Source organism: Corallococcus carmarthensis (assembly GCF_003611695.1).
Lineage (GTDB): Bacteria > Myxococcota > Myxococcia > Myxococcales > Myxococcaceae > Corallococcus > Corallococcus carmarthensis.
Window position 1 is genome coordinate 1 of sequence record NZ_RAWE01000293.1, and the last position, 10,420, is coordinate 10,420.

Annotated in this window: 12 protein-coding genes; 4 read left to right on the forward strand and 8 right to left on the reverse strand. The window is 63.0% G+C overall.

The window, feature by feature from the left end; genetic code table 11:
* The 3 genes from D7X32_RS40500 to D7X32_RS40510 form a co-directional block, all read left to right on the forward strand.
* A partial coding sequence (locus D7X32_RS40500) for a CBS domain-containing protein (RefSeq protein ID WP_244239457.1) occupies window positions 1–759 on the forward strand: 759 nt, incomplete at its 5' end.
* Window positions 760–799: 40 nt separating this feature from the next.
* A complete protein-coding gene (locus D7X32_RS40505; RefSeq protein WP_120607862.1) occupies window positions 800–1,732 on the forward strand; it encodes a DUF2381 family protein in 933 nt (310 codons plus the stop codon).
* A gap of 13 nt (window positions 1,733–1,745) precedes the next feature.
* The gene (locus D7X32_RS40510; RefSeq protein ID WP_120607863.1) at window positions 1,746–2,234 is read left to right on the forward strand and encodes a serine/threonine protein kinase; all 489 of its coding nucleotides are present in this window, start codon (window positions 1,746–1,748) and stop codon (window positions 2,232–2,234) included.
* A 203-nt stretch (window positions 2,235–2,437) separates the two neighbouring features.
* Here D7X32_RS40510 and tnpC read toward each other — a convergent pair whose 3' ends face one another.
* The 3 genes from tnpC to tnpA form a co-directional block, all read right to left on the reverse strand.
* On the reverse strand, window positions 2,438–3,853 hold the full coding sequence (tnpC, locus tag D7X32_RS40515) for an IS66 family transposase (protein WP_120607864.1): 1,416 nt from the start codon (window positions 3,851–3,853) through the stop codon (window positions 2,438–2,440).
* Between the two features lie 115 nt (window positions 3,854–3,968).
* The gene (tnpB, locus tag D7X32_RS40520; protein WP_120607865.1) at window positions 3,969–4,334 is read right to left on the reverse strand and encodes an IS66 family insertion sequence element accessory protein TnpB; all 366 of its coding nucleotides are present in this window, start codon (window positions 4,332–4,334) and stop codon (window positions 3,969–3,971) included.
* 7 nt (window positions 4,335–4,341) lie between these two features.
* Window positions 4,342–4,656 (reverse strand): IS66 family insertion sequence element accessory protein TnpA, encoded by a 315-nt coding sequence (gene tnpA / locus D7X32_RS40525; protein WP_120607866.1) that lies wholly within the window; start codon window positions 4,654–4,656, stop codon window positions 4,342–4,344.
* A gap of 137 nt (window positions 4,657–4,793) precedes the next feature.
* Here tnpA and D7X32_RS40530 point away from each other — a divergent pair, with 137 nt between their 5' ends.
* Complete coding sequence (locus D7X32_RS40530) at window positions 4,794–5,180, forward strand: hypothetical protein (protein ID WP_158625853.1); 387 nt, start codon at window positions 4,794–4,796, stop codon at window positions 5,178–5,180.
* 198 nt (window positions 5,181–5,378) lie between these two features.
* Here D7X32_RS40530 and D7X32_RS45185 read toward each other — a convergent pair whose 3' ends face one another.
* The 5 genes from D7X32_RS45185 to D7X32_RS45780 form a co-directional block, all read right to left on the reverse strand.
* Window positions 5,379–6,329 (reverse strand): hypothetical protein, encoded by a 951-nt coding sequence (locus D7X32_RS45185; RefSeq protein WP_158625854.1) that lies wholly within the window; start codon window positions 6,327–6,329, stop codon window positions 5,379–5,381.
* Entirely contained in the window at window positions 6,329–7,459 is a 1,131-nt protein-coding gene (locus tag D7X32_RS40535; protein WP_120607871.1) for an AAA family ATPase, read from the reverse strand. Before D7X32_RS40535 ends, D7X32_RS45185 begins: the two co-directional genes overlap by 1 nt.
* A 5-nt stretch (window positions 7,460–7,464) precedes the next feature.
* The gene (locus tag D7X32_RS40540) at window positions 7,465–8,592 is read right to left on the reverse strand and encodes a DUF262 domain-containing protein (protein WP_120607868.1); all 1,128 of its coding nucleotides are present in this window, start codon (window positions 8,590–8,592) and stop codon (window positions 7,465–7,467) included.
* Between the two features lie 11 nt (window positions 8,593–8,603).
* Complete coding sequence (locus D7X32_RS40545; RefSeq protein ID WP_120607869.1) at window positions 8,604–9,983, reverse strand: hypothetical protein; 1,380 nt, start codon at window positions 9,981–9,983, stop codon at window positions 8,604–8,606.
* Between the two features lie 89 nt (window positions 9,984–10,072).
* A partial coding sequence (locus D7X32_RS45780) for a hypothetical protein (protein ID WP_158625855.1) occupies window positions 10,073–10,420 on the reverse strand: 348 nt, incomplete at its 5' end.

Consider the following 10,420-nt stretch of genomic DNA (forward strand, 5'->3'; position numbering starts at 1 on the left):
GTCATCAGCGCCTCCACCTTCACGCGCTCCAGCAGCGCCTTCATCCGCACCTGCCGCGACTCCCCTTCCGCGCCCATCAACACGGTGCTGGGGGTGTTCAACCTGGTGCCGGCGTTCCCCATGGACGGGGGGCGCATCGTGCGCGCGGCGCTGACGCCCCGGTTGGGGATGGTGCGGGCGACAAAAGTGGCGGCGGCGTTGGGGCGGCTGTTCGCGGTGGCGTTCGGCGTGTGGGGCGTGGTGACGCTGAATCCCTTCACGCTGGTGGTGGCCTTCTTCGTGTTGATGGGCGCGGAAGGGGAGTCGCGGCAGGTGCGGATGAAGGCGCTGCTGGAGCGCGTGAAGGTGGAGGCGCTGATGACGCCCCGGATGGTGGGCGTGGACCTGGACCTGTCCATGCAGGACGCGCACTGGGCCTTGCGGCGCGAGCACGCGGGCATGCTGCCGGTGACGAGCGCGGGGCGGCCGGTGGGGCGGGTGACGTGGGCGGCGGTGCAGGCGGTGCCGGAGGCGCAGCGCGGCGGCTACATGGTGCGCGACGCGATGGAGGACGGGGTGGTGGCGGAGCTCTCCGAGGACGGGTGGACGGCGCTGCGGAGGATGGCGGAGGCGCGCGTGCCCCTGGTCGCGGTGGTGGACGAGGAGGGGCTGCTCGCGGGAACGCTGGATTGGAATGACCTCCAGCGGGGGATTGCGCGAGCGGAGGAGGAAGCGCGGAACGGGTCGCGGACGGGGTGGCCGCGCGAGCGGACGGCGTAGGTTGGATGTCCAGGGTCCATCCTGTTAAGTTGGACCATTCATGTCCTCTTCGCTGTTGCCCAAGTTCGGCCTGCTGTTCGGCCTGATTGCATTTCCGGCGCTGGCCCGAGAGTTCGAGGAGAAGCTCCAGATCCGGACGCTCCAGGTTCCAGCCCATCCAGGGCAGGAGGCTCCGTCCATCTACGTCTCCGGGCAGGTGGCGAGCGTGCTGCGCTTCGAGCAGGACGTCGATGTCGCGAAGACACGGCTCCTGGCGTGGGAGGGGCGGTTCGAGCCGCTGCTTGTGGGAAGCAAGAAGGTGGTCGTCGAGCCGCTGCGGGAACTGGATGAAGGTGAGGCGTTACCGCTCCACGTGACGCTGACGGATGGGACGGAGTTCACGTTCCTCGTGAGACCGAAGCGCAGCGAGTCCTGGGGATGGATCGACTACCAGGTCAACGTGTTCAAGGACCAAGGCAGCTACAACGCGGTGCTTTCGGGCCTGTACGACGCGCTCAACCGCGAGCGTGAGTTGCGCGAGGAGAACGAGCGGTTCAAGAAGGAGGAGAACTCCGTCGACCATGCCTACGCCACGCTTCTCGCCAATGGGGAGGTGGGGAAGACGCCGTTTCGGCGCAAGCGTTTCTTCCGGTTGCGCAACGAGGACATGGACATGGTGGTCGAGGTCTTCAAGGGACCTGGGAAGGCAGCCGCCGTGGTGACCTTGCGGAACACCGTGCTCCAGGAATCCTGGAGGTTCGAGGGCGCCTCCGTGACCCGTGATCTCTCCCTCCGCACGGCTCGCCCCTTCGCGCTGCGCATGGACCGGACGGTGATTGTTCCTGGCCAGTCGGGGAGGATCGCAGTTGTCGTGGACCGGAGTTCCTTCGAATTGGAGGGTGGTCAGTTGGCGGATCTGGCTCTCCAGATCTTCCGGGGGGATGGGCTCCTCCAGGTCGCCGTGGCAATGGAACAGACGCTGGTTCGGCAGTAGAAAAGCCGCCTCCATGCCCACGACACAGGCCCTGCTGCTTGGTGGTTTCGTCCTGCTCTCCGCGTCCGCTGGATGCACCAGCAGCGGTGTGTCGCTGCGCCCGGACGGCACTCCCGGTCCGCAGGAATGCTCGGAGGAAGCCAAGCGGACGATGCGGGCCTTGAAGCTGCGGGTCGGCGATGCGCAGTTGGTGGAGCTCGACGCGAACCAGATTGGCTCACGTCGTCCCACGCTCTACGACGGGCCCATTGAAAGCATCCTTGAGGATGACTTTGGCACGCTGGAAGCGACGACCCGCCTGTACGGGCAGGTCTGGACCAGCGGTCCGCAGGTCGTCATCCGGTACTACGAGGCCCATCCACCGGACAGTGAGAAGTTCCCCATCTGTGCCGTGGCCCGGCTCAGCCAGGACCAGATGCGGAAGAGTCCTGACTCGAAGCCTGGGATGGCGATTCTCGAAGGCTCCACCGCTGCGGCCTACGTCGTTGATGCGTTCCGGTAGAGGGCGGCGTAGCGCTCCGGGTGAATAGTTCTGCTCCAACCACGTCAGGACGGGTGTCTCCCACAAGGAACTCCGATGAAGAGCCTGCTGGTTGGAAGTAACCGTCCGGCCAATGACGTGACGGATCGCTTGAGGGCGGACGTCGGTCGTGCTCGGCGAGCGCCGCGAAGGATGGAGCGGGTGAGGGTTGGGGAGCCGCGACGTCAGGAAGTGTCGGCGGTACGAAGCCGCTTCCATTCGTGCGGCAGCAGCTCGCCGATGCGAGCGTTCGGATGCGTCTGGACGCGCAGCAGCACGTCGGCGAGGTAGTCCTCGGGATTGACGCCGTTGGCCTCGCAGGTGGCGACCAGGGCGTAGAGGCCGGCGAGGTTCTCCCCTGCGGCTTCGTGGCCGACGAAGAGAAAATTCTTCCTGCCCAGGGCCGCTCTTCGCAACGCCGCCTCGCTGCGGTTGTTGTCCAAAGGCAGGCGCTCGTCGGAGACGAAACGGGTGAGCGCGTCCCACTGTTTTCGGGCGTAGGACAGGGCCTGTCCCAGCGGCCCCTTCGGTGGGTGGCGCGGGGCCTGTTCCTCCAGCCAGGCGCGCAGCCCGGCGAGGACGGGGGCGCTGTGCTGCATGCGCAGCGCGCGGTGGGCGTCGGTGCGCACGAGGCCCGCGTCGCGGGCCTGCGCCTCCACGCGGTAGAGGGTGAGGATGAAGTCCAAGGCCTCACGGGCCTCGGGCGCGGTGGGAAGCGCGTCGAAGAAGCGGCGGCGCACGTGGGCCCAGCACCCGACGCGCACGCGGCCTTCGGGCAGCGTCACCGCGTTGTAGCCGGTGTACGCATCCACCACGAGGGCGCCCCGGGTGCCGCCCAGCACGTCCTTCGGCGTCGTGCTGGCGCGCCCCAGACTGAAGCGGTAACCCACCAGCCACTCGCCCTTCGGCGTCTGGGTGAGGAAGGTCCACAGGTAGCCTTGGCGCGTCTTCTTCACGTCCAGCACACGCAGGGGTGTCTCGTCGGCCCACACCACCTCGGAGGCTGCAATGCCTTGCAGCAGGTGCGAGGAGAGAGGCCGCGTCGCCGCGGCGGCTTCGTGGAAGAGGTCCGTCAGCGTGCTGCGATGCATGGGCACGCCGCCTCTTTCAATCCGCTGGGCGAGTCGGTGCAAGGGCATGGCATCGGCGCATTTGGACGTCACCACGTGCGCCAGGAAGCCCGGGCCGTACTCGCCCTTGTCCACCACCTTGGCGGGCGCGGGCGCCGTCACCACGCCCTGGCCGCAGGCGCACGCGAGGACTTCCTGCACGTGCACCTGGCGCTCGAAGAAGGCGGGCACGTACTCGTACACCACCGAAGTGCGGCCCTTTCCCAGCGGCTTCAAGTCCTCGCTGCCGCACGCCGGGCAGTGCCTCGACTCGGGCGGCACCGCGTGGCGAATCTCGCGCGTCGGAGCCTCCACGGCCTTCCGGGCCGCGCGCTCCCGCCGCTTCGCCAGGGCAGCCTCGGCCCGCGCCGTCTCCTCCTCGGGGCTTCGTGCCTCGCCTCTCAGCTGCTGGGCGACAGGCGGTAGCTTCTCCGTCTTCTTGCCAAAGACGCGCCGCTCCAGCGCGGCCATCTTCGACTCCAGCGACGTCATCCGCTCGCGAAGCTCCTCGGCCTCCTCACGCCAGGGGCAGAAATGGTCGAGGGGGAGGACTCTGGGCACCCGCTCTCAACGACGCGCCGGGTAGGGCATTCACGACGTGACGTACTCAGCTGCCTGTACGCCCCGGGGGCGCCCAGGCAGGCTGGCGCTTCACCTCGGCCACGTCGATGCCGTCCAGCAGCATCGCCAACTGCGTGGCGTCCAGCGTCACCGCCTTCGCCTCCGCGTCCACCCGCGGCAGCCGGAAGCGGCCCTCCTCCAGCCGCTTGTACAGCAGCACGAAGCCGCCCCGGCTCCACGTCAGCACCTTGATGCGGTCGCCCCGCCTGGAGACGAAGGCGAAGAGGTGCCCCGAGTAGACATCCTCGCCCCACGCCGTGCGCACCAAAGCCATCAGCCCGTCGATGGACTTGCGCATGTCCACCGGCTCGGTCGCCAGCACCACGCGCACCGAGGCAGGAAGGGTAAACATCGCCGCCTCACTTCTCCAGCGCTGCGACGAGACGCGCGACGTACGCCACGTCGGTGCCCACTGCGAAGCGCACCCGCGCTCCGCTCGCCGCCATCACCTCCACCACCGGCGCGGCCGCTGCTGTCGCCGTCGCCACCTGCACTGGCAACAGACGCACCGGCTCACCTCGCGCCGGCTCGGCCCGTCGCCTCCGGTACACCCACGACTGCAACGTGCTCAGCCTCACGCCCCGCGCCAACGCGAACTCCCGCTGCGTCTGCCCGCTGGACTCGAAGGCTTCCGCGATTCGCGCCCACTCCGGCTTCTCCACCTGCTTCGCCATGCCCGGAAGCGTCCGCCGTGCACCGCTACCCCGGCAATCCCTCACGGCACGTCCTTGGCCGGACGGTTACGGTTGGAATGATGTTGGCTTCGACGCTGAATGCCGCTCCCTCCAAGACCGTTGCGTTGGTCGGAACGGTGCACAGTGAGGACATTGGCAACCAGAGCTCCAGCCGGGCCACGTGGCTCCCCACCCAGCCCAAGCGCATCGAGCAGTTCGAGTTCCACCTGAAGCGCCCCATGAAGGCCGTGCAGTTGGAGTACCAGTGCCACCTTCAGGATATCGGTGATTCCGGGTGGCTGCCCGAAGGCACTCCGTGCGGGACGCAGGGCGAGTCGCGCCGCCTGGAGGCCTTCGGCATCCGGCTGCGCGGCGAGGGGGCGCACCTGTACACCGTGCGCTACTGGTGCCTGGTGGAGGGTATGGAGCGCCCCATGGGGCCGCTCACGGACGGTGCGATGTGTGGCACCACGGGCGAGAGCCGGAAGCTGTTGGGCATGCAGGTGGAGCTGGTGCGGAAATAGTCGCGGCCGGAACCTCGCTGGAGACACGACGGCCCGCCCTGGGGATTCCCTGGAGCGGGCCGTTTACTTGTACGTAGCTAAATCCAACTCAAAAGCATCTGCCCGCAGAACAGGCTCTCGGGGGAATTCGACCTTGCTGTCGAAAATCCCATGGATGTTTCGCTCTGATGTTGGAGGCCAAGGCAAGCGAAAAAAGAATCAATCACCAGGAAGCGGCAAATGTCTCGTGAATATCCCGATGATGACTCTGCCCTCAGATGACTTTGTGCCAGGGTGGATATGGATCCTGTCGATATGCGGCTCAATTTTCGTGTGCCAGTCAAAAACAAGAATTTCGCTGGCGTACTCCATTTTTCGAAATGAGCAATAATAATTGTCGTCTATTGTTTCTTTTGTTTCTGTGCTTATGGAAATGCCTAGCGCATGGAACTCCTTTTCGATGTGCCTGTGTTCCTGCAGGGCGAAAATGCGAGCGCCATGATCATTTAGTACAGATAGGTGATGTGTAATTTCTTCGCGGCGCTCACGAAATGGTCGACTAAGGTCCCTGAGTCCGCGCCACGCGTTTTCTGCAAAATGCAGAGCAGGAAATGCTGATTTAGCGAATTGTGCGAACGTGGTGCCATCTGCATTTTCAGCCGATATTAGGCTGCGGAAAAAGCTTAGATGCGATGAGTTGTTGTTTACGTAATGGACATCAAGGAGAGGACCTTCTGTAAGTGAAACAGGCAGTGCGCCAATGCGACCTGATGATCTGGGGGTGACGCATGCTATGTTTTTGTTGTGCTCGATGTTTTTCCAGGCGTAAACCGCAGATGGCGCAAGCAGTGGTTTCCCTGCAATCATTGCCGTGAACTCAGGTAGCGATTTGTCGCCAAATGTGTGGTTTGAGATTTGGTCTATCTGTCTCGATAAACGCCGTCTTACATCTCTGTGTAGATTACGCGGATTGGCGGCGTCATAAAGAAGGCTGGTGAGAGTGTCAGGGCCTACGAGGGCAATGTCCCAGATTCCGTCGTATAGGGAAACTCCCTCCGAACGCTCTCGAATGACTTGGAGTCTATCAGTTAGAGAATCGAGACTTTCTTCAAGGTCTTGTTTAGAGAGCTCTGCTGGGGACCAAGCGGCATCATCTAGAACAAATCGCATTATCCTGGTCCATGTCTCCGGGAGCGAGCCAAGTCCGCAAGGTCTAGATCCATTTGATCAAAGAAGCCCTGTGGCCAAGTAGATAGATCGCCTCGCGGAGATAGGTCAATGGTTGTAGTGCGCGCTGCGCCACTATCTTCAGAATCGAAGAAGTGGACAATGGCATTGTCTGACGAAAGCACCTTCTCAACTCCAATGCCGCGACGGATGCCATTGAGCAAGTGATCGCTATGCGTTTCAATGATGGTTTGAACGCCATCGGCAGCAATTCTTGCCAGAAATGAGCCCATGTTTGATTGGCCAGATGGATGCAAATGTGCTTCGGGATTTTCAACCAAAAGAAGTGATCCGGGAGGTGCCAAAAGCGCCGCAGTGACAATAGGTAGTGCGTATGAAACGCCGAATCCCATGTTTGTAGGTCGAATTCGATCGACGGGCTCTCCCGGTTCCCTGAACCTGATGAGTGTTACCCCACTTCCTGGAACCCATTCGGCATCGAGTTCGATAGGCCTTACAATGCTGCTCAGCCAAAACTCGGTTTGCTTCCGAAGTGTTGTAGCTCCTCCTTCGCTTTCGGTAACAGGATGAATTCGCTTTGCGGAAACGTTCTCGCGCTCAAGGATAGAGAGAACTTGCGCAGAAAATTCTCCTTGATGGCCAACATGTAAATCCCTGTGCGCAATGGAGCTTGCGCCAAGTACATCGCGTGGGCCAAGGCGCTCTGCGCCAAGATACGCAAATTGGCGAGCCTCGTTGGCAAGTGCGCTCGGTGGCGAAGTTGGCCTTTCTTTGACCCTTAAGTTGAGGTTGCGCTCATCCTCAATGCCAAAATGCCATGTGGTGGTGGAGTTTTGGTTATCTTCTAGTGTGAGGGCTATTCCTTCGGCCGGCTCCGCATCTCGATGGAGTACGTCTTGTGATTCGCCTAACTGGAGCCCTTGGGGCCCATTTAGTTGTACGAAATCTGGAGGAGGGGCCCCGGCGGACGCCTGTCGTGCGAGAATCAAGCTGTGTAGGATTGAAGTTTTTCCTCCTCCATTAATGCCTGTGAGAACGGTGAGGTCACGCAGGTCTATTTCTAACTTTCGGAATCTCTTGAAGTTTGTGAGTGAAAGCTTGCGAAGGGACATGGTGGTTAGCTCAGAATCTCTTGTGCCACGCGAATGCGTAGTTTGACGCGAGCCAAGTCCGCTGTTGCTGCGGTAATCGCTGATTCGTATTCTTTGTCATTTGCGAACCTGTATCGAAGTTTAGAGATGATCTGCTCTTTCCTTGGTAGAAGTAAGGCTGAGTCTTTGTCGGCTAGTGCAAGCGACCAGCTCTCGAATAGTGACCTGTTCAGCGGGAAGCGACGGGAATTGCCCGCTGGCCATTTGCGGAAAGCATGTTCTCCAAATAGAGCATGTGCGTTCTCCATGGCTCGAGTGAATTTTTCCTCGATTTTGGCGAGCTCCTTGTCGCTAAGATCTTGAGGGTCATCAATACGCTTCGTGCATGCTATCAAGTAGTCGTCGACTGATTCTGCGCGTTCATACGTCTGCAGATTAGGGTCGAGATAGAAGGCTATGAAGCGGAGTGCCATTTCCTGGCTATTCATGCGCAGGTCCGCCTTGAGGGCGTCGGCTGTTGCCAGCTCAAATGCTCTGGATGTGGCCATTCGCTTAAGGAGACTTCGGGATCGTGCACGACTCAGTGCATGGCGTATTTCTTGAGCGGTTAGCGGCTCTCCGCCTGTGTTGATTCGTTTGAAAATGTTGAACTTCACCTCTGAAGGCGTTTCAGGTTCAATGACGTTTACGAAAATCTGTGTTTGATGGAAGCGGCGTCGAAATGTTGGTTCTAGATCTCTCCAGAACTTGTCATTCAGGTCGGTCAGATATTCCAAGTTCGTCAGTTCGAATTTGTTGTTTACAAATCCGGTTATTGACGAGAGTCGCTGGACGCCATCGACAATTTGCATGCGGCCGTTGCGGTCGGCATTGAAGTAAAATGCAGGCAGTGGGATGCCGAGTAGTATGGATTCGATGAGTCTTGATTTTTGTTTTTCATTCCATACGGAGGGTCGTTGGAAGTCCGGAGTGAGGTCGATTGTTGAGTCGGCAATGTCGTCAATCGCTTGTCTCAGAGACCAGGGCTTGGTCGATACACGAATCTTCTTGGGATCCCAAGGCGTCTTGCGGGGGGGAGCACCAAGAGGCTCAGGCTCTAGCTCGGTCGAAGAGTTTTCGTCGGGGCTGCTTGGGTCGGAGAATTTAATTGTCATTTTTGTTTTGATTAAGGATGTGAGGGCAACGCCCAATGTAGAGAGAAACGGTGCGCGCCGTTGGGCGCACTGTCCAGCCAGCCGGTGATGCTGTCGCTCTTCGCGAGCAGCGGGCCCAGCTCCGTGCTCGCGCCGAAGAACGCGGCCAGCTGCTGGTCGCCCATCACGTCCATCAGCGACACCTGGGACAGGCCGCGCGCCACCTTCTTGGGGTCCAACGTGAACTCCACCGCGCGCTTCAGCGTCCCGCCCTTCTCCGGCAGCGACGCGAGCATCGTCTGCGTCACCGTGGAGTCGTTGCCGAACACCAGCTGCTTGCCCTTGAGCCGCACGTAGACGCTGCCGCCCTTGGCCTCCATCGCGTAGCCGTCCTCCAGCGCCTTGGCGCCCGGGAACTTGGCCAGCGGGGCCAGCGCCGCCTTCACCGCCGCCGCGTCCGTCACCTCCGCCGCCAGCGCCTGCTTCGCCGCGAAGAAGCGCACCTCCGGCTTGCGCAGCGAGCCCTTCACCGCCACCGAATCCACGCCGAACAACACCTGCCCCGTCATCTGCTTCGCCAGCGCGTCCGTCACGGCGTTCACGTCGTCGGCGGGACACGCGGGGCACACCGACTGCACCGCGGCCGCCACGGACTGCACCGCCTGCGCCACGCCCGTCGGCGCCACCTGCGCGCGCGCGAAGAGCAGGCCCGCGGGGGACATGGCGCCGTAGGGGCTGGTGCCCTTGGACTGGAAGGGCGGCAGGGGCAGCTTCGTCGCCGTGCCCTCCACCTTCAGTCCCGTCGCCGTGCCATCCAGCCCCACCACGCCGTCCTTCGTGGACACGAACAGCACGCCGGGCACCGCGCTCATCCGCGCGTCCGCCGCCGGGGCCTTGAGCGCCACCAGCTTCGCCGCTTCCTTGCGGAGCGCGTCGTCCGAGCCCGTGCTCAGGAAGGCGCAGGCCTCCTGGCCCTTGATGACGTAGCCCCCGAAGCCGCCCGTGGCGCTGGGCGCCCGCAGCGTCGTCACGCCCTTCACCGTGCCCGCCTTCACGTCGCCGTTGCGCGCGAGCACGTTCGCGGCCGCTTCCTGGAATACCTTCGCGTCCTTCACCCGCGTGCACGTGATGCGGCCGTCCTGCCGCATGGAGACGGACAAGGGCCCCGTCGCGTCGATGCCCATCGCCTCCATCGCCTCCGGCTTCGACGGGTCGAGCGGGAGGATGGGGTGCAGCTCGCCGCTCCACGACGCCGGACTCAGCATCTGCGAGTACGCCCCCGCTCGCGTGAGGAACGCGGTCAGCCCCTGGAGCTGATCCAGCTGCGGGACATGGAGGACCGTCACCGTCGAGGCGGCGACGCGAGGCGCGGGTGCGGCCGCCAGCGTGGCGGCAAGAGCAAGGGCGAGCATGCCCCCACCTGAAAGCGGCCCACCGCCCCTGTCAAGACACTCCCACCCGGGACGCCCACCACCAACGTCCGCCAGGTGCTCCGCCTGGCCTACGCCGGCAGACGGCCCGTGTTGGCCCAGTCAATCATCCGCTCCGCCAGCTCCTCCGCGTTGCGGCGCAGGTAGGCCAGCTGCAACACCTCGTCGTCCGTGCACGCCAGCGCCATGCGCACCCGCACGCCGTCCACGAACCGCAGCACCTGCCCGATGCTGAGCGACCCCCGGTCCTCCAGCGCCCCCGCGAACCCCGCCACGTCCGCCTCCGCCGTGCAGCCCTCCGCCAGCAGCGCCGCCACCACCGCGGCCCGGGACACCCGGTGCTCGCGCGCCCGCGTGTCCTGGAGCTGGAGCCGCCACGGCTGCGCCTCCCACCGCGCAGCGTCCCCGCCGGCCCCCAC

What these genes read in the sequence shown, in the direction of transcription:
- D7X32_RS40535 (WP_120607871.1), bottom strand. Translation starts at nt 7,459, where the DNA reads ATGTCCCTTCGCAAGCTTTCACTCACAAACTTCAAGAGATTCCGAAAG.
- D7X32_RS40545 (WP_120607869.1), bottom strand. Translation starts at nt 9,983, where the DNA reads ATGCTCGCCCTTGCTCTTGCCGCCACGCTGGCGGCCGCACCCGCGCCT.
- tnpB (WP_120607865.1), bottom strand. Translation starts at nt 4,334, where the DNA reads ATGTTTACCCTTCCTGCCTCGGTGCGCGTGGTGCTGGCGACCGAGCCG.
- tnpA (WP_120607866.1), bottom strand. Translation starts at nt 4,656, where the DNA reads ATGGCGAAGCAGGTGGAGAAGCCGGAGTGGGCGCGAATCGCGGAAGCC.
- D7X32_RS45185 (WP_158625854.1), bottom strand. Translation starts at nt 6,329, where the DNA reads ATGCGATTTGTTCTAGATGATGCCGCTTGGTCCCCAGCAGAGCTCTCT.
- D7X32_RS40510 (WP_120607863.1), top strand. Translation starts at nt 1,746, where the DNA reads ATGCCCACGACACAGGCCCTGCTGCTTGGTGGTTTCGTCCTGCTCTCC.
- tnpC (WP_120607864.1), bottom strand. Translation starts at nt 3,853, where the DNA reads ATGACGTCGCTGGAGTCGAAGATGGCCGCGCTGGAGCGGCGCGTCTTT.
- D7X32_RS40505 (WP_120607862.1), top strand. Translation starts at nt 800, where the DNA reads ATGTCCTCTTCGCTGTTGCCCAAGTTCGGCCTGCTGTTCGGCCTGATT.
- D7X32_RS40540 (WP_120607868.1), bottom strand. Translation starts at nt 8,592, where the DNA reads ATGACAATTAAATTCTCCGACCCAAGCAGCCCCGACGAAAACTCTTCG.